Annotated in this window: 19 protein-coding genes; 14 read left to right on the top strand and 5 right to left on the bottom strand. The window is 68.5% G+C overall.

Annotated features, from left to right (window positions below; translation table 11 throughout):
* Nucleotides 1-108 precede the first annotated feature (108 nt).
* The 8 genes from greA (at nucleotide 109) to ASE35_RS05800 (ending at nucleotide 10170) form a co-directional block, all read left to right on the top strand.
* The gene (gene greA / locus ASE35_RS05835) at nucleotides 109-585 is read left to right on the top strand and encodes a transcription elongation factor GreA (protein WP_056174930.1); all 477 of its coding nucleotides are present in this window, start codon (nucleotides 109-111) and stop codon (nucleotides 583-585) included.
* Between the two features lie 25 nt (nucleotides 586-610).
* Entirely contained in the window at nucleotides 611-1558 is a 948-nt protein-coding gene (locus ASE35_RS05830; protein WP_056174927.1) for a hypothetical protein, read from the top strand.
* A 10-nt stretch (nucleotides 1559-1568) separates the two neighbouring features.
* Nucleotides 1569-3284, top strand: a complete 1716-nt coding sequence (gene recJ, locus ASE35_RS05825) for a single-stranded-DNA-specific exonuclease RecJ (protein WP_057163208.1) — start codon at nucleotides 1569-1571, stop codon at nucleotides 3282-3284.
* An 82-nt stretch (nucleotides 3285-3366) separates the two neighbouring features.
* Nucleotides 3367-4170 (top strand): TSUP family transporter, encoded by an 804-nt coding sequence (locus tag ASE35_RS05820; RefSeq protein WP_056174921.1) that lies wholly within the window; start codon nucleotides 3367-3369, stop codon nucleotides 4168-4170.
* 169 nt (nucleotides 4171-4339) lie between these two features.
* Nucleotides 4340-4717 carry a CopL family metal-binding regulatory protein gene (locus ASE35_RS05815; RefSeq protein ID WP_056174918.1) on the top strand — a complete coding sequence of 126 codons (378 nt, stop codon included), beginning with the start codon at nucleotides 4340-4342 and terminating at the stop codon, nucleotides 4715-4717.
* 115 nt (nucleotides 4718-4832) lie between these two features.
* The gene (locus tag ASE35_RS05810) at nucleotides 4833-7568 is read left to right on the top strand and encodes a TonB-dependent receptor (protein ID WP_057163207.1); all 2736 of its coding nucleotides are present in this window, start codon (nucleotides 4833-4835) and stop codon (nucleotides 7566-7568) included.
* 77 nt (nucleotides 7569-7645) lie between these two features.
* Nucleotides 7646-8338 carry a PepSY domain-containing protein gene (locus ASE35_RS05805; RefSeq protein WP_057163206.1) on the top strand — a complete coding sequence of 231 codons (693 nt, stop codon included), beginning with the start codon at nucleotides 7646-7648 and terminating at the stop codon, nucleotides 8336-8338.
* Nucleotides 8335-10170 (top strand): 2Fe-2S iron-sulfur cluster-binding protein, encoded by a 1836-nt coding sequence (locus ASE35_RS05800; RefSeq protein WP_057163205.1) that lies wholly within the window; start codon nucleotides 8335-8337, stop codon nucleotides 10168-10170. The genes ASE35_RS05805 and ASE35_RS05800 overlap by 4 nt, the downstream gene beginning before the upstream one ends.
* A gap of 70 nt (nucleotides 10171-10240) precedes the next feature.
* Here ASE35_RS05800 and ASE35_RS05795 read toward each other — a convergent pair whose 3' ends face one another.
* Nucleotides 10241-11626: a trypsin-like peptidase domain-containing protein gene (locus ASE35_RS05795; RefSeq protein WP_057163204.1), complete on the bottom strand. Its 1386-nt coding sequence runs from the start codon at nucleotides 11624-11626 to the stop codon at nucleotides 10241-10243.
* 355 nt (nucleotides 11627-11981) lie between these two features.
* On the opposite strand from ASE35_RS05795, the gene ASE35_RS05790 reads away from it, so the two are divergent.
* Together ASE35_RS05790 and prfB are read left to right on the top strand one after the other, a co-directional pair.
* Entirely contained in the window at nucleotides 11982-14909 is a 2928-nt protein-coding gene (locus ASE35_RS05790; RefSeq protein ID WP_235569999.1) for a VIT domain-containing protein, read from the top strand.
* A gap of 136 nt (nucleotides 14910-15045) precedes the next feature.
* A protein-coding gene (gene prfB / locus ASE35_RS05785) for a peptide chain release factor 2 (protein ID WP_157489291.1) occupies nucleotides 15046-16174 on the top strand; the annotation gives its coding sequence in 2 pieces (ribosomal slippage) (nucleotides 15046-15120 and nucleotides 15122-16174; 1128 coding nt in all).
* Between the two features lie 65 nt (nucleotides 16175-16239).
* Here the strand turns inward: prfB and ASE35_RS22170 are convergent.
* Entirely contained in the window at nucleotides 16240-16374 is a 135-nt protein-coding gene (locus ASE35_RS22170) for a hypothetical protein (protein ID WP_255356342.1), read from the bottom strand.
* Nucleotides 16375-16585: 211 nt separating this feature from the next.
* Between ASE35_RS22170 and lysS the strand changes: the two genes are divergently transcribed.
* Both lysS and ASE35_RS05775 read left to right on the top strand, forming a co-directional pair.
* Nucleotides 16586-18100, top strand: a complete 1515-nt coding sequence (gene lysS / locus ASE35_RS05780) for a lysine--tRNA ligase (protein ID WP_057163203.1) — start codon at nucleotides 16586-16588, stop codon at nucleotides 18098-18100.
* Between the two features lie 219 nt (nucleotides 18101-18319).
* Nucleotides 18320-19378 carry a two-component system response regulator gene (locus ASE35_RS05775; RefSeq protein WP_055901601.1) on the top strand — a complete coding sequence of 353 codons (1059 nt, stop codon included), beginning with the start codon at nucleotides 18320-18322 and terminating at the stop codon, nucleotides 19376-19378.
* Nucleotides 19379-19881: 503 nt separating this feature from the next.
* Here ASE35_RS05775 and ASE35_RS21875 read toward each other — a convergent pair.
* Nucleotides 19882-20730: a hypothetical protein gene (locus ASE35_RS21875; protein WP_057163202.1), complete on the bottom strand. Its 849-nt coding sequence runs from the start codon at nucleotides 20728-20730 to the stop codon at nucleotides 19882-19884.
* Nucleotides 20731-20747: 17 nt separating this feature from the next.
* On the opposite strand from ASE35_RS21875, the gene ASE35_RS21470 reads away from it, so the two are divergent.
* Complete coding sequence (locus ASE35_RS21470; protein ID WP_057163201.1) at nucleotides 20748-21548, top strand: response regulator; 801 nt, start codon at nucleotides 20748-20750, stop codon at nucleotides 21546-21548.
* Between the two features lie 51 nt (nucleotides 21549-21599).
* Here ASE35_RS21470 and ASE35_RS05760 read toward each other — a convergent pair whose 3' ends face one another.
* Both ASE35_RS05760 and ASE35_RS05755 read right to left on the bottom strand, forming a co-directional pair.
* Complete coding sequence (locus ASE35_RS05760; protein ID WP_082576287.1) at nucleotides 21600-22493, bottom strand: crotonase/enoyl-CoA hydratase family protein; 894 nt, start codon at nucleotides 22491-22493, stop codon at nucleotides 21600-21602.
* Between the two features lie 287 nt (nucleotides 22494-22780).
* Complete coding sequence (locus ASE35_RS05755; protein WP_056174901.1) at nucleotides 22781-24454, bottom strand: long-chain fatty acid--CoA ligase; 1674 nt, start codon at nucleotides 24452-24454, stop codon at nucleotides 22781-22783.
* 186 nt (nucleotides 24455-24640) lie between these two features.
* On the opposite strand from ASE35_RS05755, the gene ASE35_RS05750 reads away from it, so the two are divergent.
* A complete protein-coding gene (locus ASE35_RS05750) occupies nucleotides 24641-25111 on the top strand; it encodes a nuclear transport factor 2 family protein (protein WP_162259024.1) in 471 nt (156 codons plus the stop codon).
* Nucleotides 25112-25355: the final 244 nt, after the last annotated feature.

The raw sequence follows: 25355 nt of genomic DNA, 5'->3' as shown, positions 1-25355 counted from the left end.
GGATTTTCCCGCCGGCGCCCGATGGGGTGCCAAGCGGCCGCGTTCGCGGCACAATCGAACTTTGCAAACGGAAGCGACCGGCCCCCGGCCGGCACGAGGAACGATGAGATGAGAGCACCGATCACGGTGAAGGGCGCCCAGCGCCTGCGCGCGGAACTGGAAGAGTTGAAGTCGGTCAAGCGACCGGCCGTGATCAACGCGATCGCGGAAGCGCGCGCGCACGGCGACCTCAAGGAGAACGCCGAGTATCACGCCGCGCGCGAGCAGCAGAGCTTCATCGAGGGCCGCATCAAGCAGCTCGAGTCCGAGCTCTCGCATGCTCAGCTGATCGACGTGTCCACCCTCAACGCCGGTTCCAAGATCGTGTTCGGCGCCACCGTCGAGCTGGCCGATGTCGAGACCGACGAAGAACGCACCTACCAGATCGTGGGCGACCTGGAAGCCGACATCAAGCAAGGACTGATCGCGATCTCCTCGCCGGTCGCGCGCGCCCTGATCGGCAAGCACGAGGGCGACAGCGTCGTCATCGAGGCGCCGGGCGGCACCCACGAGTACGAAATCGTCGGCGTCAGCTACGCCGGCTGAGCAGGCCGCGACCGCGAGGCCGCGCATGACTCCGACCACCGCGACCCTGCTGCTGCCCGAGCGCGAGCGCTTCGGCGGCCAGCGCCTGTCCGAGGACCTGGGCCGCCGGCTCGCGCGCGCCGACCGGATCGCGCGCAGCGGCGATCCGCTCGCGCGCGTGCTCGACGTGCTGCCGCGCGGTTGGCCGGTGGCCGCGGCCACCCGCCAGCGCGACGCCCGCGATGCCGCCCACGCGGCCTGGATGCGCGCCGATCCGGCTTATGTGCGACCCGACCTCAACGGCGCGCGCCTGCTCGCCTACGGCCAGGCCCTGGGCCTGGACGAGGCGGAGGCCGCCGACTTCCTGCGCACGCTCAAGCCCTTGTTCGGCGATGCCGGTTTTCCGATCGACGCGCCGCGGCCCTCGCGCTGGTACCTGCGCCTGCCGCAAGGCGCCAAGCTGCCGAGCTTCGCCAGCCCGGAAACCGTGCTCGGCGCCGACTTGTTCGAACACCTGCCGGACGCGGCCGACCAGAGTCCCGAAGGCCGGCGCTGGCGCTCGCTGCTGAGCGAAGCGCAGGTGACGCTGCACAACCACCCACGCAACGCCCAGCGCATCGCCGCCGGCCAGGCGCCGGTGAACTCGCTGTGGTTCTGGGGCGCGGGGCTGCTGCCCGATCACGTGCGCAGCGCCTACGCGCGCATCTGCAGCGACGACGAGGCCCTGACCGCGCTGGGCGCGCTGGCCGGCGTCCAGGCCACGGCGCTGCCGCCGCGTTGGAGCGCGGGCGAGGGCGACCTGGCGGTCGATCTGCGCCGCGCACGCGACCTGCAAGCCTTGGAGCGCGACTGGCTGACGCCGTTGAGCGCCGAACTCGATGCCGGCCGAGTGAGCCGGATCGCGCTGGAATTCGGCGGCAGCGAAGCCTACGAACTCGCGCGCGCGCAGCGCTGGCGCTTCTGGCGCAAGCCGCTGCGTTCGCTGCAAGCATGACCGCGCGCGCATGACCGAACCCGCCCGCCTGCGCCGCCGCCAGATCGCCGACCCCGGCGCCTGGCCCGACAGCGTGTCGCCGCTGCTGCGGCGCGTGTATGCCGCGCGCGGCGCGTTCGCGATCGAACAGGCGCAGCCGCGCCTGGCCCAATTGCTGCCGCCCGACGGACTCGGCGGCCTGGACGCCGCCACCGCCTTGCTCGCCGATGCGATCGCCCAGGATCGCCACATCGTCGTGGTCGGCGACTTCGACTGCGACGGCGCCACCGCCTGCGCGGTCGGCGTGCGCGGACTGCGCATGCTCGGCGCGCGCCGGGTCTCGCATGCGGTGCCCAACCGCATGGTGCACGGCTACGGCCTGTCGCCGGCGCTGGTGGACGAACTGGCCGCGCTGCAACCCGATCTGCTGGTCACCGTCGATCACGGCATCGCCTGCCACGCCGGCATCGCCGCGGCCAAGGCGCGCGGCTGGCAGGTGCTGGTCACCGACCACCATCTGCCCGGCGAACGCCTGCCGCCCGCGGACGCGATCGTCGATCCGAACCTGCCCGGCGATGCATTTCCCAGCAAAGCCCTGGCCGGCGTCGGCGTGATGTTCTACGTGCTGCTGGCGCTACGCCGCGCGCTGCGCGCGCAGGGGCGCTGCGAAGGCAATGGGCCGGACTTGCAGGTATTGCTGGATCTGGTCGCGGTCGGCACCGTCGCCGACCTGGTGCCGCTGGACGCGAACAACCGCGCCCTGGTGGCCGCTGGCTTGCGCCGGCTGCGCGCGGGGCAGGGCGGCGCCGGCCTGCGCGCCCTGATCGAGGTCTCGCAACGCGATGCGCGCCGTCTGACCGCGGCCGACATCGGCTATGCGCTGGCGCCGCGCCTCAACGCCGCCGGTCGTCTGGAAGACATGGCCTTGGGCATCGAATGCCTGCTGACCGAGAACGAGGCGCAGGCGCGCGAGATCGCCCACAGTCTTAACGAGATCAACGCCGAACGACGCGCGGTGCAGCAGCAGATGACCGACGAGGCCGCGGCCGCGTTCGCCAAAGTCGCGCTGGATGCCAAGGCCGTACCGTTCGCGGTCTGTTTGTTCGACGAAGATTGGCATCCGGGCGTGGTCGGCCTGGTCGCGTCCAAGATGAAGGAGCGCCTGCACCGCCCGGTGATCGCGTTCGCGCCGGCCGAACCCGGCAGCGACGCGCTGCGCGGTTCGGCGCGCTCCATCCCCGGCTTCCACATCCGCGACGCGCTGGCTGACGTGGCCGCGCAGCATCCCGAGCTGATCGAACGCTTCGGCGGTCATGCCATGGCCGCGGGGCTGTCGCTGCGCCGCGACGCTCTCGACGCGTTCCGCGCCGCATTCGAACGCTGCGCGGGTGCGTCGCTCACACCGGAACTGCTGCAGGCCGACGTGCTCAGCGACGGCGAGCTCGGCGCGGGCGAGTTCGACCGCGCCAGCGCCGAATCGCTGCGCGACGGCGGGCCGTGGGGGCAGGGCTTTCCGGAACCGCAGTTCGACGGCGAGTTCCCCGTGCTGGGTTGGCGCGTGGTCGGCGAGCGTCATCTCAAGCTGGAACTGGGCCATCAAGGCCGGCGCTTGAACGCGATCGAGTTCGGCGGCTGGCACGGCGATCCGCCGCCGGCGCGCGTGCGCATCGCTTATCGGCTGGAACCGGACGACTACCGTGGCGGCGATGTGATCCAGTTGGTGATAGTGCACCGCGAGCCGGCTTAGCCGACGACGGCCGCGCAACGGCCTTCTTTCCAGTGCGGTCCGTAGCGGAGACAATGCGCTCCCCGATCCAGGTGCGCCGTCGATGGAGTTCTCGCCCGAGGTCATCGCCTTTCTCATGGCCGTGGCCTTCGTCGCGGGCGCCATCGACGCGCTGGCCGGCGGCGGCGGGTTGCTGACGATTCCGGCGCTGATGGCGGTGGGCATCCCGCCGGTGGCGGCCATCGCCACCAACAAACTGCAAAGCGCGATCGGCACCTCTAGCGCGGTGTTCGCGTTCGCGCGCAAGGGCCATATCGATTTCCGGCGTTACGCCTTGCCCGCGCTGGGCGCGTTCGTGGGATCGGCCGGCGGCGCCTGGCTGCTGCAGCGCATGGACCCGTCATTCCTCAGCGGCGTGATTCCCTTGTTGCTGATCGCAATGGCGGCCTACTTCCTGCTCGCGCCGCGCATGAGCGATCAGGACAGCCATCAGCGCATCGGCCCGTACGCGCTGGCGGCGCTGATCGCGCTGATCGGCGTCTACGACGGCTTCTTCGGGCCCGGCACCGGTTCGTTCATGGCGACCGCCCTGGTCGCGCTGGGCGGCCTGGGCGTGGTGCGCGCGACCGCGCAGACCAAGTTCTTCAACCTGGCCAGCAATCTGGCCGCGTTGGCGGTGATGATCGCCGGCGGGCATGTGCTGTGGACGGTCGGACTGGCGATGGCCCTGGCCAGCGTTGCGGGCGGGCAGGTCGGTGCGCACGCGGCGATGCGTTTCGGCGCGCGCGCGGTGCGGCCGGTGTTGGTGGTGATCTGTCTGGCGCTCACGGTGAAACTGTTGTCGGACCCGGGCAATCCCTTGCGTTTGGCGTTGGCGGCGCATTTTTCCGACGCCGGCGGCGGCTGAGCGCCCGCGTCCTTGCCGGTGCGACTGGGCCTCATCGCCTCGCGCCGCATGCGCGCCGGCGAGTCGCCTGTTGCGGCAAATAGTGAATGCGTGCGGTCCGCGTCACGCGGTTGACACACGCTTTTTCCACATGTTATTTGATTGCGGGGTCCTCGTACGCTGCGAACCTATGTTCTCCTACGGCACATTGCTGCGTTGCCTGCTGATCGTGGCGTTCTGCCTCGAAGGCACGCTGTCGCTGTGGAGTTCCAGCGTCATGGCCACCGAGGGCGTCGCCGCCGCGGTGTCCGCCGAAGCCGCCGCGGCAGTGGTGGCGGACGAAGACTGCGAAGAGCAGACTCCGCATCGCGAAGGCGGTTCGCCGCATCGCGATTGCGATTGCGGCACCGGTTCGGGTTGCTGCGCCTGCGCCTTCCCGGTGTTGGCGGTAATCCACAGCGTGCCGTTCGCGGCCCAGCACCGTCTCGCCGACCAACCCGTGGCGTTGGCGCCGGTGTCCGCCGCCCCCGCAGCCGCTACCGGCGTATTCCGACCTCCGATCGCCTGATCCGGTCCGACCACCTGCGTGGTGGTCTCCGTCGCTTCCAGCTTCGCGTGCGCGCATCCGCGCGGGCGTCGCCGTGGGCGTTCGACACCAGATCCAGAACCGTTCGGGGAATTCCATGTACTGCAAGCGCAACCACCTCGCCGCCGCGATAGGCCTGATGCTGTCCGCGGGCCTATGCCAGGCCGTCAACGCTCAAACCGCCGCACCGATCGACCCCACGGACGACAGCCCCGCGCAGGAAGCGACCACCATCGATACGGTCACCGTGACCGGCAGCCATATCAAGCGCGCCCAGATTTCCGGCGTCGGTCCGGTCACGGTGATCGACCGCGAAGCGATCCAGCGCTCCGGCGCGATCTCGGTCGACACCTTGCTGCAACGTTTGCCCGCGGCCGCGGGCTTCGCCGGCAATCAGACCAATGCCTATTGGGCCGATAACGGCTACGGCACCACCCAGGTCAATCTGCGCGGCCTCGGCATCAACCGCACCCTGGTGCTGTTGAACGGCCGCCGTATCGTCAACGGCGGCACCGGCGCCAACAGCTCGGTCGATCTCAACGTGATCCCGATCGCCCTGATCGAGCGCGTCGAGGTGCTCAAGGACGGCGCTTCGGCCATCTACGGCGCCGACGCGGTGGCCGGCGTGGTCAACATCATCACCAAGAAGAAGTTCGACGGCGTCGAAGCCTCGCTGCGCTACGGCCAGACCTTCCAGGGCGATGGCGATGAGACCGCGGTCGATCTGACCTGGGGCATGAGCGGCGAGCGCGGCTCGATCATGGCCGCGGTCAATTACACCGAGGGTGGCTCGGTCAACATGGCCGATCGCGCGCCCTGCGGCCTGGGCGAGTCCAACGGCCAACTGGTCTGCGTGGGCAGCTCGACCACCATCGGCGGCCGCGCCGTGCTAGCCGACGGGCGCCGGGTGAACTTCAACCAGGATCCCAACGGCGACGGAGATTTCTACGAGACCTATTCGCCGGCCAAGCACAACTACAACAGCAACCCGTATCTCAACGCGGTCAACCCGATCAAGCGCCTGAGCTTCAGCAGCTTCGGCAATCTGAACCTCAACGACGACCTGCGCCTGTTCACCGAGCTGATGTACACCAACCGGCGTTCCAACCAGCTCGCCACGCCGGGCGCGATCGGCCAGTACCGGCCGATCAACATCGCCGCCAACCATCCGACCAACCCGACCGGACAGAACCTGCTGCTGCAGCGCCGTCGTTTGCAGGAGGCCGGCGTGCGCGAGTTCTACCAGGAGACCGACACCTTCCGCGTGGTGCTGGGCCTGGACGGCAAGCTCGGCGTGGGCTGGGACTGGTCGGCGGCGCTGAACTGGGGGCGCAACACCGGCATCGACGGCTCCAACAACGTCGCCAACCTGGACCGCGTCGATCAGACCTTGAACACCGCCTTGTGCAGCAACGCGCCGGGCGCGGCGATTCCCTGCGCCGATTATCTGGGCTACGGCGACGTCACCCAGCAGGTGCTGGACTACATCATGTTCACCACCCGCGACAGCGGCGGCAACGAGCAGAAAAGCTTCACCGCCAACATCAGCGGCCAGCTGTTCGAGCTGCCGGCCGGCTGGGTCGGCTTGGCGACCGGCGTGGAAGTGCGCAAGGAGCGCGGCTGGCGCGACCCCGATCCGCTGACCGTGCTGGGCATCGCCAACACCAACCAGCAGCAGCGCATCGCCGGCGAGTACACCGCCAAGGAAGTGTTCGCCGAAGTCGCGGTGCCCTTGCTGCAGGGCAGGGCCCTGGCCGAATCGCTGACTCTCAACGCGGCGGTGCGTTATTCCGACTACGACCTGTTCGGCGCCGACACCAACTACAAGGTCGGCCTGGATTGGCAGGTGGTGCCTTCGCTGAAGTTGCGCGCGACCTATGCCACCGCGTTCCGCATCCCCAACGTGCCCGAGCTGTTCGGCGGCGTGTCCGAAGGCAACCTCACCACCACCGATCCCTGCAGCGGCTGGAGCAGCCAGCCGGCGTCGTCGACGATCCACCAGAACTGCCAGGCCTCGGGCGTGCCGGTGGGCTATACCCAATTGGGCAACACTGTGCTGACCACCGTGGGCGGCAACGCGGACCTCAAACCGGAGGACGCCAAGACGCTGACCGTCGGCGCGGTCTGGACGCCGAGCTTCTTGCCCGACCTGACCCTGACCCTGGACTACTACAACATCAAGATCGATCACGCGATCCAGCGCATCGACGGTTCGACCAAGCTTTCGGTCTGCTACAACACGCCGGGTTTGAGCCACCCGTTCTGCAGCAACGCCAATTTCACCCGCAATCCGCTCACCGGCGAGATCGACTTCCTGTCGGCGCAGCCGGTCAACGCGGCCAGCGAGCGAGTCTCGGGCATCGACCTGGGCCTGCTGTACCAATTCGCGCTGGGCGGCTGGGACGCGACCGTGAATTGGGACCTGTCGTATCTGAAGAACTACGACGTGCGGCCGTTCCTGGGCGCCGACGAGATCCGCTACGCCGGCAAGATCACCGGCGGCCGCGGCAGCTACACGCAGTGGCGTTCGTTCGGCTCGCTGACCCTGGCGCGCGGTCCGTGGTCTGGCTCCTACAGCGTGCAGTACATCGGCTCGGCCGACGACATCAACGCCGAACGCGGCGACATCGGCGATCGCGCGCCCAGCCTGAGTTACCACAACGCCCAGGTGAAGTACGCCTTCAGCGAGTCGCTGGATCTCTCGGTCGGCGTAGACAATCTGTTCGACAAATCGCCGCCGTTCATTCAGAGCTGGACCGACGCCAACACCGACACCATGACCTACGACCTGCTGGGCCGGCGCTGGAACCTCAAAGCCACCTACCGCTGGTGAGACCCGAACGTTCCTGCCGGCCGCGCGCCGGCAGGAACGCGGACTCGCCGACTACATGAACTCCGATAGGTGACGCTATGAAACCTGCATTCTGGGCGCGTCGCGCCCACAAATGGATCGCCCTGGTGGTGGGCGTCCAGGCCCTGCTGTGGATGATCAGCGGCCTCTACATGACCTCGATCTCGATCGACATCATCCATGGCGATCATCTGGCGCATACCCGGGCCCAGCCGCTGTCGGCGGCCAGCGCGTTTTTGAGCCCCGACCAACTGCGCGCGCGCTACCCGCAGCTGAGCGAATTCCGGCTCAAGCGCTTCATGCAGCGCGAGGTCTACGAACTGCGCCAGGGCGAGCGCCTGAGCCTGGTCGATGCGATCAGCGGCGATCCTATCAGCCCCTTGGACGAGGCCACCGCCAGCGCCCTGGCGGTGTCGCTGTATCAGGGTAAGGCGCCGATCGCCTCGGTCGAGCTGTTGCATGAGGCGCCCAGCGAAGTCAAAACCCGACCGGTGCCGATGTGGCGGGTCGCGTTCGCCGACGGCAACGAAACCGCGCTGTATCTCTCGCCGCAAACCGGCGAGTTGCTGGCCAAGCGCCACGACCTGTGGCGCTGGTTCGACTTCCTGTGGATGTTCCACATCATGGATTACCAGGAACGCAGCGACGTCAACAACAACCTGCTGCGGATCGCGTCCGGGCTGGGTCTGGTCTTCGCGCTCAGCGGCGTGTGGCTGCTGCTGTACAGCTTCAGCCGGAGGCGGCCCGCATGACGCCCTGGATGCGCAAGCTGCATAAGTGGGTAGGCCTGATCGTCGCGCTGCAGTTCGTGCTGTGGACCGCGAGCGGGCTGGTGATGAGCGTGCTCGATCACGACACCGTCCAAGGCCATCAGCATCGCGCCCACGCCGAGGCGCAGGCGCGCGCCTGGCCCGCGCGCACGCTGGCGCCGACGCAACTGCTGGCCCAGGCCGGCAAGCCGGTGCAAAGCGTCGATGCGGCCTGGTTGCTGGAACGGCCGGTCTATCGCCTCAGCCATAAGTCCGCAGCCTGGCTGGTGGATGCGCGCGACGGTATGCCGCTGAAGATCGATGCCGCGTTGGCCGCGCGACTGGCCGCGGCGGATTACGTGGGCGAGGGGCGTCCCGGCGCGCCGCAGTGGATGCCGCGCGCGACGCTGGAGGTGCGCGGCCATGCCGGGCCGATCTGGCGGGTGGATTTCGGCGACGCCGACGGCACCAGTGTGTACCTGTCGGCGCAGGACGGCCGCATCCTGGAACGGCGCAACGACAGCTGGCGCCTGTTCGATCTGTTCTGGATGCTGCACATCATGGACTACACCGGTCGCCAGGATTTCAACAATCCACTGGTGATCATGGCCGCGGCCGGCGGTTTGTGGATCGCGTTGTCGGGCGCGTGGCTGCTGGTCGCCAGCTTCCGCCTGGGCGAGTTCGTGCCCGCGCGCTGGCGGCTGCGGCGCGCGCTGACGGTGTTCGATCAAGCCGGCGACAAGCTGCGCTCGCTGGAATCGCACCGCGGCGACACGGTCTATCTGGCGATGGGCCGCAGCGGCCTGCAACTGCCCTCGAACTGCGGCGGCGGCCAAAGCTGCGGTCTGTGCGAGGTGCGCGTGCGCGGCGCCGCGCCGCCGCCCAGCAGCGCCGACCGCGCCCACCTGGCCGAAAGCAAATTGCGCCTGGGGCATCGCCTGGCCTGCAACCTGGCCCTGGATGGCGATTTGCAGATCGAAGTGGCGGGCGGGGCGGCGCTGTGGACGCAGCGCAAGGCCACGGTCGAGTCGGTGCACGCGGTCACGCCGTTCCTGCGCGAGATCGTGCTGCGGCCGCAGTCGCCACCGGGGGCGGAATTCCAGCCCGGCGCCTACCTGCAGCTGCACGTGCCCGACTACACGCTGCGACGCGACGACATCGACTATCCCGAGCACCACCGCGAGGACTGGGCCGCGCTGGATCTGCCGGCCAGTCTGCACAACAAGGAGCCGGTGCGCCGTTCGTACTCGCTGGCCTTGCCGGTGGAGCAGGCCGATGGGTGCCTGACCCTGCTGGCGCGATTCAGCCCCGGCGGCCAGCACAAGAAGCGCACCTTGTTCGGCAAGGGATCGACCTATCTGTATTCGCTCAAGCCCGGCGACGACGTCGACTTCAGCGGCGCCTTCGGCGACTTCGCGTTGCGGCCCGGGGAGCGCGAGAAGATCTTCATCGGCGGCGGCGCGGGCATGGCGCCGCTGCGGGCGATGATTCGCGCACGATTGGATCGGGGCGGGCCCGAGCGCATCCACTACTGGTACGGCGCGCGGCGTTTGCGCGAAGCGCCGTACGTGCAGGAGATGGCCGAGCTCGCGCGGCGCCACGCCAATTTCAGCTGGCACCTGGTGCTGTCGGAGGAAGCCGAGCGGGGCGACGGCCTGGTGCGCGGCCTGGTCCACGAGGCCACCCATACGCACCTGCTGAGCGCGCATCCGGACCTGGACGCGTGCGAGTTCTACCTGTGCGGACCGCCAGCGATGCTGGCTGCGACGCGGCAGCTGTTGCGCAAGTTGGGTGTGGCGGAGGAACGCATCGCGTTCGACGATTTCAAGATCTGAGCGCCGCGACGCGGCGGCGCCGCCTCTCCCGCGCAGTGCGGGAGAGGCGGGCCGTCGGTGCTGGTCGCGATCAGGGGCCGAAGTAGGTCGAGATGCTGGACCACACGCCGCTGAGCTGGGAGTAGCCGTCCGGATCGTTGGGCGCCGAGCAGAACGAGGTGCCGCCGTACAGGCCGCCGCGCAGCTGGTAGTCGCCGGAGGCGGCGATGGTGAACAGCGCCGAGCCCGAGGAGCCGCCCTCGGTGACGCCGGTGTTCCAGGCCACGCGGGTCAGCGGCGACTTGCCGTCCAGCGTGTACGACAGGCTGGTCACCGAACCCAGCGAGTACTTCTTCAGATCGCCGGCCGGATGGTGGATGCCTTCGATCGCGGTGCCGTTGACGGTGATGGCGCTGCTGTTCCAGGCGGCGTAGTAGGCGCCGGTGGGCGGCGCGGTCTTCAGCTCGAGCAGCGACGTGTCGCGGGTGGTGTTGGCGTGACGCAGGTAGGCGCCGCCGGTCAGCGTCACCGCACCCGGGTTGGCGGTGTCGTTATTGCAGGCGGTGGCATCGAAGAACCAATAGGTCTGCAGCGTGTCGGCGACCCTCTGGGTGCTGATGCAGTGGGCCGCGGTCCAGAACAGCTGGCGCTTGGGCGAGTTGTTGTTGTTGAGCAGGGTGCCGGTGCACAGGTAGGACTTGCCTTTGGCGGTGTAGACCATGCGCGCCACCGACTTGCTGGCCGCCAGGAAGCCCGGAGTCGGGTTGACGCGGCAGACGATGTCTTTTTCGCAGGCGCCGCTGGCGCCGACGCCGCTGGCCTTGGACAGATCGCGCGTGTTCGACGCCGGGTCCACGTCCAGGTGCGACAACTGCGGCACGTTCAGGTCGAAGCCGTCCGGGCGCTGGCCCGGCGCGAGCACGATTTCGACGGTCAGCGTGTCGCCGGCCACGGTCGGCGACCAGCCGGCTTCGTCGCCGCTGTAGTTGCGGCCGTTGTCGGTGAAGACGCGGCCGTCGCTGCCGGCGAAGCGCAGGGTCACCGCGGCGGGATCGCCGCCGTTCTTGCGCGTGGGGCGCAGCAGCAGGCCAGCGCGCAGGGCGACGGCTTGGGTCGAGGTCAGGGTGAAGCGGGCGCCGTGGGACCCGTCGGGCAGGGCTTCCCAGTCCAGGCTGGTCAGATCGACGCGGCTGCGGCCGACGTTGCGGGCGTAGCCGATTTCCATCGGCTGGCCGTGCTTGTACTGATCGGCGCGGCGGGTACGCAAGGCCTTCAGGCTGGCCGCATCGGGCAGGCCCAGGTCGACTGCGCGCTGCGATCGGACCTTCAGGCCGGTGGCGAAATCGGCGCCGCCCAAGGCGCTGGCCATGGGCTTGGCGGTGACCGGCGCGGCGCTCATTTCCGCCGCCGAGGCGGTGGCGGTCGTGGCGGAAATAGCGGCCAACAGCGCGTAGCGAAGCATGCCTTTACGTGTCATTGCGTCTGGCTCCCAGTGTGCTGATGAAGTAGTCCGTTGTGCCCTCGCATCGGCGGGGCTGCTGGGATCATGGCGGAGCGCCGGCGGGCGGCAGCGCGCTTGGAGTCTGGGTAAACACTCATTAAATGAGACGTAAGTAACATTTTTAGAAAGGGCCTCCCTGCGCCCGGGGATCCGGCCTCGCCGGGTCGGACGCGCGTCCGGCCCGCGACCGGGCGGCAGGCCTTAAGGTAGGCGAGGGGCTGACAAGAGTGCCGTGCCTGGAGGGATTGAGTGGCGACTCAACCCCGTTCAGCGTGCGCGCGCGTTGGCTACCAGCAGGCGTGATCGACGACCAATCCAGGAGAGACCACCGGTGCGTTCCTATGTCTTGCATGTGTGCCTGCTATTGGGGCTGAGCGGAGCGGTCGCCGCCCAGGTCATCGGTCCGCCGGACCGGGGTTCGGTCACCGCGCCGCCGCTGATGCGCGCGCCCGGCGCCGAGCGGCCGATCGTGCTGGAGACGGCCGCGGTCGAGGTCGAGCTCAACGGCGGGCTGGCCCAGACCACGGTCGAGCTGACGTTCCGCAATCCCAACGCGCGGCCGCTGGAAGGCGAGCTGCAGTTTCCGCTGCACGAAGGCCAGCAGATCAGCGCGTTCGCGCTGGATATCGACGGCCGCATGCGCGCGGCCGTGCCGGTGCCCAAGGCGCAGGGGCAGGCGGTGTTCGAGTCGATCGAACGGCGCGGGGTCGATCCGGCCCTGCTGGAGAAGACCGAGGGCAATCACTTCCGCCTGCGCGTGTATCCGATCCCGGCCCAGGGCACCCGCCGGGTGCGCCTGAGCTATGTCGAGGCCTTGCGCCCGGACCGCGACGGCCGGCGTTTGCGGCTGCCGCTGGATTACGCGCGCGGCGCCGATGCGGTGGACCTGCGGGTGATCGCGCGCGGCGCCTCGGCGCCGCGGGTCGACAGCGGTTTCGGCCGGGTCGATTTCAAGCGCGACGGCCAGGGCGGTTACCGCGCCCGGATCGAACGCGCGCAGCTGGTCGGCGGCGGCTTGGGCCTGCGTTTCGCCCGCGCCGAATCGGCGCAGGTCTACACCCAGAGCGTCGACGGCCAGCACTACTTTCTCGCCGAGGTGCCGGTGGCCGCGAGCGTCGCCCAGCGCCCGTTGCCCCAGCGCGTGGGCCTGGTGTGGGACAGCTCGGCCTCCGGCCGCAAGCGCGATCTGGCCGGCGAGTTGGCGCTGCTGGATCGCTACTTCGCCGCCCTCGGCGACGCCCAGGTGCGCCTGATCCGCCTGCGCGACCGCGCCGAGGACGCGGGCGATTTCCGCGTCCAGGGCGGCGACTGGCGCGCGCTGCGCGACGCGCTCAAGGCCACGGTCTACGACGGCGCCACCGACCCCGGCGGCTGGACGCCGCAGGCCGAGGTCGAGGAATACCTGCTGGTCAGCGACGGCCTGTTCAATTACGGCCAGCGCCGTTTCCCCGAACTGGGCCGCGGCCAGCGTCTGTACGCGATCAATTCCGCCGGCAACGCCGCCGACAGCGCGCGCCTGAGCGCGCTGGCCGAGGGCCACGGCGGCCGTCTGATCGCCTGGCAGACCCCGGGCGCGATCGAGAGCGGCGCGCGCGAACTGTTGGCGGCCGACGCGCGCCTTGCCGACCTGGAAGCGCTGGGCGCGACCGACCTGGTCGCCGAATCCGCCTATCCCCAGGATGGCGTGCTGCGCGTGGCCGGGCGCCTGACCGCGCCGAGCGCGACACTGACATTGGGTTTCGCCGGCCAGTCGCCGCAGCCGTTGACCATCGGCGCCGACGCGCCGGACAGCGCCTACGCGGCGCGCCTGTGGGCGGGTTACCGGGTGCGTGCGCTGGGCGCCGAACCGGAGCTCAATCGCGCCGCCATCGCGCGCCTGAGCCAGCAGTTCGGCCTGGTCACGCCCGAGAGTTCGCTGCTGGTGCTGGAAGCGGTCGCCGACTATCTGCAGTACGACATCCTGCCGCCGGCCGAGCTGCGCGCCGAGTTCGACCGGCTCAAGTCCGCGCAGTTCGCGCAACGCGATGCGGCGCGTCGCTCGCATCTGGACCAGATCGCGGCGCAGTTCGAGGGCACCGTGCAGTGGTGGCAGAAGACCTGGCCCAAGGGTCGGCCGCCGCAGCCCGAACGTACGGTCGCCGCTCCCTCGGCCGAGGCCGACGGCTACGCCTACGCGCCGCCGATGCCGATGGCCGCACCCGCGCCCAGCGCGGTGCGCGAAGTGGCGGCGGCGGACGCGGCGTCGCAGAGCCTGGAGCGGATCGAAGTCACCGGCGCGCGCATCAGCGCCGAGGATCTGGAGCCCGAGGCCGCGCCCAAGGGCGAGGCCGGCGACGGCGGCGAAGGCCGCGGCGCGACCATCGCCCTGCAGGCCTGGAAGCCCGATTCGCCGTACGCCGCGCGCCTGCGCAAGGCCGGGCCGGAGCAGGCCTACGCGATCTACCTGGACGAGCGCGACGGCTATGCCGCCAGCACCGCGTTCTACCTGGACGTGGCCGACGTGCTGCTGGAGAAGAAGCAGCGCGCACTGGCGCTGCGGGTGCTGTCCAACCTGGCCGAACTGGACCTGGAGAACCGCCACATCCTGCGCGTGCTCGGCTATCGCCTGCTGCAGGCCGACGAGCCGACGCTGGCGGTGCCGCTGTTCGAGCGCGTGGTGCGGCTGGCCGAAGAGGAGCCGCAAAGCTTCCGCGACCTCGGCCTGGCCCATGCGGCCGCGCGCGACTATCAGCCGGCCATCGACAGTCTCTACCAGGTGGTGAGCCGAACCTGGGACAGCCGTTTCGACGGCGTGGCCTTGATCGCGCTCAACGAACTCAACGCGATCGTGGCGACCTCGGGCCGACCGTTGGACACCTCGGCGATGGATAAGCGCCTGCTGCGCAATCTGCCGCTGGACCTGCGTGCGGTGCTGAGCTGGGACAGCGACAACTCCGACATGGACCTGTGGGTGACCGACCCCAACGGCGAGCGTTGCTACTACCAGCACACCTTGACCTACCAGGGCGGGCGCATCTCCAACGACTTCACCGGCGGCTACGGCCCCGAGGAATTCATGCTGCGCGACGCTAAGCCCGGCAAGTACAAGGTCGAAGCCAACTTCTATGGCGACCGCCAGCAACTGGTCACCGGCGCCACCACGCTGCAGCTGTGGCTGAGCACTGGCTTCGGCACCGCCCGCCAGCAGGATCAGCGCGTGACCCTGCGCCTGAAGCAGCAGTCGGAAACGGTGTTGGTCGGCGAGTTCGAGGTGAAGTGAGCGCCACGCCCGGCGCCGCCCAGGGCGGCGTCGGGACGGTCCTGGGCCGCTCCCGGCCCTGCGCACCGCAGCCGCAGCCGGCCACGCCGCCGAGCCTGCTAGAATCGCCGGTTCATCCGCATCAAAACCACCGGACATGATCGAACTCAATCCCGTCCGCCAGCGCATCGCCGACCTCACCGGACGGCTGGATTCGCTCAGGGGGTATCTTTGACTACGACAGCAAGGTCGAACGTCTAGAAGAAGTAAACCGCGAACTCGAAAACCCCGACATCTGGAACGACGCCGAGCGCGCCCAGGGCCTGGGCCGCGAGCGCGCCTCGCTGGAAAAGGTCGTGGACGGCATCCGCAACCTCACCGACGGCCTGGTCGGCGCCGGCGAACTGCTGGAACTGGCCGAGATGGAGGACGACGAGTCCACCGCGCAGGCTGTGGTGGCGGACGTCGAGGGCTACGCCAAGGAAGTCGAGAAGCTCGAGTTCCGGCGCATGTTCTCCGGCAAGATGGACGCGTGCAACGCCTTCGTCGACATTCAGGCCGGCGCTGGCGGCACCGAGGCCCAGGACTGGGCCGAAATACTGCTGCGCATGTACCTGCGCTGGTGCGAGTCGCGCGGCTGGAAGACCGAACTGATGGAAGCCAGCGGCGGCGACGTCGCCGGCATCAAGTCGGCCACGCTGCGGGTCGAGGGCGATTTCGCCTACGGCTGGCTCAAGACCGAAACCGGCGTGCACCGGCTGGTGCGCAAGTCGCCGTTCGACTCCGACAACCGCCGCCACACCAGCTTCACCTCGGTGTTCGTGTCGCCGGAAGTCGACGACAACATCGACATCGAGATCAACCCGGCCGACCTGCGCACCGACGTCTACCGCTCCTCGGGTGCCGGCGGCCAGCACGTCAACAAGACCGAGTCGGCGGTGCGCATCACCCACATCCCCAGCGGGATCGTGGTGGCCTGCCAGACCGGCCGCAGCCAGCACCAGAACCGCGACAACGCGATGAAGATGCTCGCCGCCAAGCTGTACGAGCTGGAAATCCAGAAGCGCAACGCCGAACGCGACGCGGTCGAGGCGACCAAGTCCGACATCGGCTGGGGCAGCCAGATCCGCAACTACGTGCTCGACCAGAGCCGGATCAAGGACCTGCGCACCGGCATCGAGCGCAGCGACACCCAGAAGGTGCTCGACGGCGACCTCGACGAGTTCGTCGAGGCCAGTCTGAAATCGGGCCTGGAAGTGGGCTCCAAACGCAGCGACGCGGTCTGAACCCCGCCGGCGACGGGCGCGACCACGGTCGTCGCCCGCCGCCTGGGGACCGCGTTGCCGCCCCTCTAGGGTTGGGCGGCCGTCGCGGCGACCTTGGCCTGATCGCGCTGCGCCAGGTGCTGACCGAACTCGTGGCCGGCGCGGGCGAGGGCGCAGACCACCGCCACCATCGCCAGGCCGATCAGAAATTTCTTGAACATGCTGCATCCACCTCGTGGGCGCGCCGCCGGATAGGGCGCACGACCGAATCTAGACCCGGCCGACCGCGCGCGTATGTGCGCAAGGTCACCCGGTCTTTCGGGAGCCGGCTACCGCCCGGTGGCGAGCAAACCGCCGCCGCTGCCAGTACTCTGCGCTCCTGAGCACCGCCTTACCGACCCCGTCCCACCGCAACCCTCAAACGCGAAGACCATGACCGACCAGACGCCCGAGACCACGCCGCACGACGAGAACCACCTGATCGCCGAGCGTCGCGCCAAACTCACGGCGCTGCGCGGGCAGGGCATCGCCTTCCCGAACGACTTCCGCCGCAGCGACTACGTCGGCGACCTGCAGGCGCAGTACGTCGACGCCGAGCAGTGGGGCGCCGAGGCGCTGGAAGGCCAGCACCACCGCGTCGCCGTGGCCGGCCGCGTGCTGCTCAAGCGCGACATGGGCAAGGCCGGCTTCTGCCAGATCCAGGACGAGTCCGGGCGCCTGCAGCTGTGGCTGAAGAAGGACGTGCTGGGCGAGGCCTACGAGGTGTTCAAGGACCTCGACCTGGGCGACATCGTCTCGGCCGAGGGCGAGCTCACCCGCACCCGCACCGGCGAACTGTCGCTGAAGGCCGAGAGCCTGCGCCTGCTGACCAAGGCGCTGCGTCCGCTGCCGGACAAGTTCCACGGCATGGCCGACGTCGAGCAGCGCTACCGCCAGCGCTACGTCGACCTGATCGTCTCGCCCGACGCGCGCGACGTGTTCGTCAAGCGCTCGCTGATCATCCGCGCGATCCGCGCCTGGCTGGACGCGCGGCGTTTCCTGGAAGTGGAAACGCCGATGATGCATTACATCCCCGGCGGCGCCGCGGCCAAGCCCTTCACCACCCACCACAACGCCCTCGATCTGGAGCTGTACCTGCGCGTGGCGCCGGAGCTCTACCTCAAGCGCCTGGTGGTCGGCGGCCTGGAACGCGTCTACGAGATCAACCGCAATTTCCGCAACGAGGGCGTGTCGACCCGGCACAACCCCGAATTCACCATGCTCGAGCTGTACGAGGCCTACGCCACCTACACCGAGATCATGGACCTGACCGAGGCGGTGATCCGCCACTGCGCGCAGCAGGTGGACGCGGTGGTGTCCGAATGGGACGGCAACTCCATCGACCTGGGCCCGGCGTTCCGGCGCTGGTCGATGATCGACGCGGTGCTGGAGCACAACCCCGAGATCAAGCGCGAGGAACTGCGCGACCTGGCCGTCATGCGCGCCCACTGTGCGCGCCTGAAGCTGCCGGTCAAGGCTTCCTACGGCTGGGGCAAGCTGCTGCTGGAGATTTTCGAGGCCACCGTCGAGCACACCCTGATCCAGCCGACCTTCATCACCGACCACCCGGTCGAGGTCAGCCCGCTGGCGCGCGCCAACGACCTCGACCCGGAGCTCACCGACCGCTTCGAATTGTTCATCGGCGGCAAGGAGCTGGCCAACGGCTTTTCCGAGCTCAACGACCCCGAGGACCAGGCCGCTCGCTTCCGCGCCCAGGTCGACCAGAAGGCCGGTGGCGACGACGAGGCCATGCATTACGACGCCGACTACATCCGCGCGCTGGAGGTCGGCCTGCCACCCACCGGCGGCCTGGGCGTGGGCATCGACCGCCTGGTGATGCTGCTGACCGGTTCGTCGTCGATCCGCGACGTCCTGCTGTTCCCCTACATGCGGCCCGAAGCCGGCTGATCGTCAAGCTGGGCGGGGCGCGGGGGGACGAAGCAGGGCGACGATCGTGAACCCCGCCGCACCGACTCGGCGCAAACTCGGAAGGCCGCCGCGGCGGCCTTCCTGCGTTATCGATGTACGCCGGCAAGCAAAATGAACGGGGCGGCTGCCAACAGCCGCTGGGCGGGGTATCCTCGCCTTGTCGGCCACCACAGGGGGTGGCCCCTCACGGATGCCGGTGTGAACGTCGTTATCGTCGATGACCAAACGTCCGCGCGCACGATGCTGCGCCACATCATCGAGGACATTGCGTCCGAGCTGGCCGTGCACGACTTCGGCGAACCGGAAGCCGCGCTGGCCTGGTGCGAGTCGAGCCAGCCGGATCTGTTGTTGCTGGACTACCGCATGCCTGGCATCGACGGCCTGGAATTCGCGCGCCGCTTCCGCCGCCTGCCGCTGCATCGCGACATCCCGATCATCCTGGTCACCGTGGTCGGCGACGAGCCCGTGCGCCAGGCCGCACTCGAGGCCGGGGTGATCGACTTCCTGGTCAAGCCGGTGCGTCCGCGCGAACTGCGCGCGCGTTGCCGCAACCTGCTGCAGCTGCGCCAGCAGTCCGAGAACGTGAAGCAACGCGCGCTGTCGCTGGAACAGCGCCTGCTGTCGAGCATGCACGAGGTCGAGGAACGCGAACGCGAAACGCTGTCGCGGCTGGCGCGCGCGATCGAGTACCGCGACGCCGGCACCAGCGCCTACCTGGAGCGCATGGCCCACATCGCCGGGCTGATCGCCGAGGCGCTGGGCATGTTCGAAGACGAAGTGCGGGTGATCGAGATGGCCGCGCCGCTGCACGACGTGGGCAAGATCGCGATCCCCGACGCGGTGCTGATGAAGCCGGGCCCGTTGACCGAGGAGGAGACGGCGGTGATGCGCCGCCATCCCAAGATCGGCTACGAACTGCTCAGCGGCAGCCAGAACCGCTTCATCCAGGCCGGCGCGATGATCGCGCTGCGTCACCACGAACGTTACGACGGCAGCGGCTATCCGGACGGTCTGGTCGGCGAGGAGATTCCGCTGGAAGCGCGGATCGTCGCGGTCGCCGACGTGTTCGACGCCCTGATCTCGCCGCGCCCCTACAAGAAGGCCTGGGACGTGGACGCGGCCCTGGGCTATCTGTACGCGCAGCGCGGTCGCCTGTTCGACCCGCGCTGCGTGGACGCCCTGATCCGCAGCCGCGCCCGCCTCGAAGAGATTTGCAGCCGATATTCGACGAGTGTCCCCCGTCCCGGCATGGAGTAGCCGATGGCTTCCGCCCTGCGCTTGTTGAAGGAGCGCCTTTCGAATCGCCCGGACAGCGAGCACGGGCAGGCGTTGGTGCGATTGGTGATCGCCTGCCTGATCGTGGCCTACCTGCTGGGCCTGCAGGCCTTCGAGCACGACAGTCAGGCCACCATGGTCATGCTGTGGGTCATGCTGGGCGAGTCGGTGATCGGCCTGGCCCTGCTGGCCGGGATCGTGGCCTCGCCGGGCGTGTCGCATACCCGGCGCTGGATCGGCATGATCGCCGACTATTCGACCCTGGCGATGCTGATGTCGCTGGACGCGCCCTCGCTGGCGCCGCTGTACGTGATCGTGCTGTGGGTGACCATCGGCAACGGTCTGCGTTACGGCACCACCTATCTGTACACCGCCGCGGGCCTGGCGGCGGTGTCGTTCATGGCGGTGATCCTGGGTAATCCCTATTGGCGCGTGCAGCCTTATCTGGCCGCGGGCCTGTGGCTGGGCCTGGTCGCGATCCCCGCCTACCTGTCCTCGCTGCTGCGCAGCCTGCAGAAGGCCACCGAAGACGCGCGCCGCGCCAACGAGGCCAAGAGCCGTTTCCTGGCCAATATGAGCCACGAGCTGCGCACGCCCTTGAACGGCATCATCGGCATGGCCGAACTCATGCACGGCACCCGTCTGGCGCCGGAGCAGCGCGAGTACGCCGAGGTCATCCACACCTCGGCGCAGTCGCTGCTGTTGCTGGTCAACGACGTGCTCGACATCTCGGCGATCGAGGCCGGCAAGCTGCAGCGTCGCGACGTCGACTTCAACCTGCAGGAAGTGCTCAAGCGTCTGCAGAAGATGCTGCAGCCGCTGGCCTCGGCCAAGGGCCTGACCTTCAAGGTCGACATCGAGGACGACGTGCCGGTGCGCCTCAACGGCGACAGCGCGTTGCTGACCCAGGTGCTGTTGAACCTGATGCACAACGCGGTCAAGTTCACCGAGAAGGGCGGAGTGTCGCTGGTCGCGCGCCTGGCCGGCGACCGCGCCGAGAGCGGCGATTCCGAACGCCGCGTATGGCTGCGTTTCTCGGTCCGCGACACCGGCATCGGCGTGCCCAGCCAGGACGCCGAGCGCATCTTCCAGGCCTTCGAGCAGGTCGACACCGGCCCGACCCGGCGCTTCGGCGGCACCGGTTTGGGCACCACCATCGCGCGCACCCTGACCCAGCTGCTGGGCGGCGAAATCGGGCTGGAAGAGAACCCCGGTGGCGGCAGCCATTTCTGGATCGAGCTGCCGATGCTGCTGGAGGAGACCCAGCCGACCCAGCAGCACGACACCGTCAGCAGCGACGGCGGCAAGGTGATCTCGTTCGAGGATCCCTTCATCTCGTCACAAGACCCGGGTGCGCAATCTGCGCGTGCTGATCGCCGACGATCAGCAGGCCAACCGCACCGTGCTTACGCGCATCCTCGAGCGCGCCGGCCACCGCGTGACCGCGGTCAACGACGGCGAGCAGGCCTTGGACCAGCTCGAGGTCGCGCAGTTCGAACTGGCTGTGCTGGACATGCACATGCCCGGCCTCAGCGGCCTGGACGTGATCCGCCAGCTGCGTTTCATGCAGGCCGGCACCGGCCGCAACACGCCCACCATCATCCTCAGCGCCGACGCCACCCTGCAGGCCTCGGAAGCGGCCAACGAAGCCGGCGCGATGGCCTTTTTGACCAAGCCCATCGTGGTCGGGCGCCTGCTCGAGACCATCGCCGACGTGGTCGATTCGCAGAAGCTGCCGGCGGTGCGCGCGATCAGCGACGTCAGCCGTCCGCTGACCAATCCGGCGGTGCTGGCGGAACTGGCGGAAATGGGCCTGGGCGAGCAGTTCCTGCGCGATTTCGTCGAGCAGTGCCTGAAGGACGCCGGCGGCTGCCAGCAGGAGCTGGCCAAGGTCGGTGCGGCGCGCAACTGGGAGGAGTTTCGCGAGGTCGCGCACGCCTACAAGGGCGTGGCCGAGAACCTGGGCGCGCACTCGATCGCCGAGCGCTGCTCGCAGATCATGCGCGCGAGCGACGAAGCCCTGGCGCGCGAGCAATCCAAGCTGGTTTCGGACCTGGCCTCGCAGCTAACGGCGGTGACCGACGCCAGCCGTCATGAGGTCGCCCGCCTCAGCCGCAACGGGCGCGGCAAGGACGTCCCCGACGTCTCCTAGGCCCTTCGTCCTGCCACGCAAGACGCGTGGCAGGCTCCCCCTGCGAAGTCCTCATGCGAATGCAAGCGCCGGAGCGTTCGATTCCGCGCGGCGCTGCTGAGCGCGCACCAGGCGTTCCATGGTCTTCAGCCCGCGGTCGTTCAGGCGCATCGCCGCATCGACCCATTCGGTGGTGACCGACAGCAGTTCGTCCAGAGTGACCGGGTTGCAGGCCTGGCGGACCGTGTTCATCGCGCGCAGCGCGTTGCCGATGCGCTGGTTGCGCTTGACCATGTCGGCCGCCGCACGCAGGCCTTCGCCGCGCGGCACGACCAGGTCGACCACGCCCATGCGCTGCAGTTCCTCGACCGGGTACACGCGCGCGTCCAGCATCATGCGCTCGGCCTGGACCGGGGTGACGCGGCGGGTGAGGAAGGTGTAGGCGCCCATGCCCGGGAACAGGTCGAACAGCACCTCCGGGAAACCCATGCCAGTGCCTTCCTCGGCGATGATGGTGTGGCAGCACAGCGCGGCCTCGAAGCCGCCGCCGAGCGCGTCGCCCTGGATCACGGCGATGCTGTGCACGCGGTCTTCGTAGAGCTGATAGAGGTTGAACGCGACCTCGATGCAGAGCTTGGCGTACTCGAGCAGGCGGCCGCGGTTGCCGTTGCGGATCAGCTGCGAGAACAGGGCCAGATCGCCGCCGAGGTTGAAGGCCTGGGCGTCGTCGGAGGCGAGCACGAGATGATGGATGCCGGCGCGCGCATCGTCGGACGCGGCAAGCTCGCGACGGATGCATTCCTGGGTGCGCTTCATATCCCACAGCAGGCGCTCGGAGAAGCAGGGGTGGTAGACCTGGGAGGGATTGGCGTGCATGTAGCACCAATCGGCGGTGCCGGCGGCATCGGTGACGCGGCGGAACAGCGAGGAATCTTCGAGGTGCAAACGTGCGGGGACAGCAGACATGGCGAGGCTCCTAGTCGTAGTAGGGAATGGCGGGCGTTAGCCCGGCAAATTCATGCTACACCTGCCGTTCAGACTCGAAGCTCCAGAAATTGGCCGACCCCGCATCCGGAACGGGCGTGTGGCCGATTCAGCATGCCTCAGCGGGCGTGACCCGCTTGGCAAACCGATGCCCGGCACGGGCGATTCTAAGCGCCCAAAACGAAGCGCCCGCAAGGCTCGGGGCCTTACGGGCGCGTTTAAGCGGCTTATCGGACGGACGGTGCCGTTAGCTGCCGGATCGGCGGCGTTCAGGCCGCCGGCGCGTCTCGCAGCTCGCGGCGCAGGATCTTGCCGACGTTGGTCTTGGGCAGCTCGGTACGGAACTCGACGTACTTGGGATGCTTGTAGCCGGTGAGATTTTCGCGCGCGTGCGCCTTGACCTGCTCGGCGGTCAGCGACGGGTCCTTCTTGACGATCACGACCTTGACCGCCTCGCCGGACTTCTCGTCGGGCACGCCGACCGCGGCCACTTCCAGCACGCCGGGCATCATCGCGATCACGTCCTCGACCTCGTTCGGATACACGTTGAAGCCCGACACCAGGATCATGTCCTTCTTGCGGTCGACGATATAGAAATAGCCCTGTTCGTCCATGCGCGCCATGTCGCCGGTGTGCAGCCAACCTTCGTTGTCGATGACGTTGGCGGTTTCCTCCGGACGCTTCCAATAGCCCTTCATGACCTGCGGGCCCTTGATGCACAGCTCGCCGACTTCGCCCATCGGCAGCATGTTGCCGTTCTCGTCCTTGACGCAGGCGTCGGTGGAGGAGATCGGCAGGCCGATGGCGCCGTTGTAGTCGGCCAGGTTCATCGGGTTGATGCAGGCGGCGGGCGAGGTTTCGGTGAGGCCGTAGGCTTCCAGCAGGGTCACGCCGGTGACCTGCTTCCAACGCTCGGCCACGGCGCGCTGCACCGCCATGCCGCCGCCCAGGGTCAGGTGCAGACGCGAGAAATCGACCTCGTCGAAGCCGGGCGTGTTGAGCAGGCCGTTGAACAAGGTGTTGACGCCGGTGATGGCGGTGAACGGCGTTTTCTTCAGTTCTTTGACGAACCCAGGCATGTCGCGCGGGTTGGTGATCATGTGGTTGAGGCCGCCGAACTTCATGAAGACCAGACCGTTCGCCGTCAAAGCGAAGATGTGGTACAGCGGCAGCGCGGTGATGATGATTTCTTCGCCCAGCTTGACGTTGGTGCCGACCCAGGCCGCGGCCTGCTGCATGTTGGCGACCAGGTTGCGGTGGGTGAGCATCGCGCCCTTGGCCACGCCGGTGGTGCCGCCGGTGTATTGCAGGAAGGCGATGTCGTCGGGCGTGATCTCGATGTCGGGCAGCTTGTGCATCTGGCCCAGGGTCAGCGCGTCGCGGAAGCGGGTGGCGCCCGGGATGTTGTAGTCCGGGACCATCTTCTTCACGTGCTTGAGCATGAAGTTGACGATTGCGCCCTTGGGGAAGCCGAGCATGTCGCCCAGGCCGGTGGTGATGACCTTGATCGAGCTGCCGGCCACCACGTTCTGCACGGTGTCGCCGAAGTTGTCGAGCACGAAGATGACGCTGGCGCCGGAGTCGTCGAGCTGGTGCTTGAGCTCGCGCGGCGTGTACATCGGGTTGGTGTTGACCACGGTCAGGCCGGCGCGCAGCACGCCGAAGGTCGCGATCGGGTACTGCAGGCAGTTGGGCATCATGATCGCGACGCGATCGCCCTTCTTGAGCTTGAGCTCGCCCAGCAGGTAAGCCGCGAACTGGGCGCTGAGGCGGTCGATCTCGGCGTAGGTCAGGACCTTGCCGAGGTTGGAGAAGGCCGGGCGGTCGCGATACTTCTCAATCGCGGTTTCCAGCACCGAAACGATGGACGGGAACTCGTCCACGTCGATTTGCGGCGGCACTTCCGCCGGGTACTGGGCAAGCCACGGACGTTCAAAACTCATCGCGATCCCCTCTCTATCGCCGCTGTTTCCGTTCGCTGGCGGCGCAAGCGAATGCGCTGCCGTACGGTCCTCACTGGATTGGAGCATAGGCTCTATTGGCTGGCAAGGAGAGCCAGTGCGGGGGCGCGAAACACCGCCGCGACGTGTCACGATGGCGACCGAAAAAACGAACGGACGGTCAGGTCTATGAGCCCCCCAACGACGAGTTTCGGGACGCCGCGTTGGCGTCGCATCGCCCTCGGCCTGTGCGCATTGGCGCTGCTGGCCTTGCTGGTCGCCTGCGCGCGCACGCCGCCCGAGCAGCGTCTGCGCGAAACCCTGGGCGAGTTGCAGACGGCTTTGGAGCAGCGCGATCTGGAGGCCCTGCACGCCAGCCTGGCCGATGATTTCGTCGGCCCGGACGGCATGGACCGCAACGGCGCCCGCGCATTGGCGATGCTCAGCTTCCGGCGTTACCGCGACGTGGGCGTGGCGCTGGGGCCGGCGCAGATCGAGATCCAGGGCGACCGCGCCACGGTGCGCTTCAGCGCGGCGCTGACGGGCGGCGCGGGGCAGGTGCTGCCGGAGGCCGCGCAGGTCTACGAGGTGCAGACCGGCTGGCGCGAAAGCGACGGCGAATGGCGGATGAGCAGCGCGGAGTGGAAGCCGAAGTTGTAGGGCTGGGAGAGGAGGGCGGATGACCGCTTTCCCCTACTAGGGCCCTACCGCTTTCCCTTCTCCCGCTTGCGGGAGAAGGTGCCCGAAGGGCGGATGAGGGCAACGGATGAGGTTGGAGTTTCGCRCCTRCGGCGGCCCTCACCCCAACCCGCACCCCGGCCCGACCGCACAGCGGCCGGGCGTTCGGTGCAGCGCGAGCCATGGCTCGCAAACGCCGCCCCTCACCCCGCAGGCGGGAGAGGGG

The organism is Lysobacter sp. Root916 (assembly GCF_001429785.1).
GTDB lineage: Bacteria > Pseudomonadota > Gammaproteobacteria > Xanthomonadales > Xanthomonadaceae > Lysobacter.
The sequence above is the reverse complement of the archived record's forward strand: the minus strand, read 5'-3'. Positions and strand labels throughout refer to the sequence as shown.

Excerpts from the sequence above, each read along its gene's own strand:
- ASE35_RS05830 (WP_056174927.1), top strand. The coding sequence starts at position 611 with ATGACTCCGACCACCGCGACCCTGCTGCTGCCCGAGCGCGAGCGCTTC.
- ASE35_RS22170 (WP_255356342.1), bottom strand. The coding sequence starts at position 16,374 with ATGTTCAAGAAATTTCTGATCGGCCTGGCGATGGTGGCGGTGGTCTGC.
- ASE35_RS21875 (WP_057163202.1), bottom strand. The coding sequence starts at position 20,730 with ATGAAGGGATCCTCGAACGAGATCACCTTGCCGCCGTCGCTGCTGACG.
- greA (WP_056174930.1), top strand. The coding sequence starts at position 109 with ATGAGAGCACCGATCACGGTGAAGGGCGCCCAGCGCCTGCGCGCGGAA.
- lysS (WP_057163203.1), top strand. The coding sequence starts at position 16,586 with ATGACCGACCAGACGCCCGAGACCACGCCGCACGACGAGAACCACCTG.
- ASE35_RS05815 (WP_056174918.1), top strand. The coding sequence starts at position 4,340 with ATGTTCTCCTACGGCACATTGCTGCGTTGCCTGCTGATCGTGGCGTTC.
- ASE35_RS05755 (WP_056174901.1), bottom strand. The coding sequence starts at position 24,454 with ATGAGTTTTGAACGTCCGTGGCTTGCCCAGTACCCGGCGGAAGTGCCG.
- ASE35_RS05800 (WP_057163205.1), top strand. The coding sequence starts at position 8,335 with ATGACGCCCTGGATGCGCAAGCTGCATAAGTGGGTAGGCCTGATCGTC.
- ASE35_RS05820 (WP_056174921.1), top strand. The coding sequence starts at position 3,367 with ATGGAGTTCTCGCCCGAGGTCATCGCCTTTCTCATGGCCGTGGCCTTC.
- ASE35_RS05810 (WP_057163207.1), top strand. The coding sequence starts at position 4,833 with ATGTACTGCAAGCGCAACCACCTCGCCGCCGCGATAGGCCTGATGCTG.
- ASE35_RS05750 (WP_162259024.1), top strand. The coding sequence starts at position 24,641 with ATGAGCCCCCCAACGACGAGTTTCGGGACGCCGCGTTGGCGTCGCATC.
- ASE35_RS05760 (WP_082576287.1), bottom strand. The coding sequence starts at position 22,493 with ATGTCTGCTGTCCCCGCACGTTTGCACCTCGAAGATTCCTCGCTGTTC.
- recJ (WP_057163208.1), top strand. The coding sequence starts at position 1,569 with ATGACCGAACCCGCCCGCCTGCGCCGCCGCCAGATCGCCGACCCCGGC.
- ASE35_RS05805 (WP_057163206.1), top strand. The coding sequence starts at position 7,646 with ATGAAACCTGCATTCTGGGCGCGTCGCGCCCACAAATGGATCGCCCTG.
- ASE35_RS05795 (WP_057163204.1), bottom strand. The coding sequence starts at position 11,626 with ATGACACGTAAAGGCATGCTTCGCTACGCGCTGTTGGCCGCTATTTCC.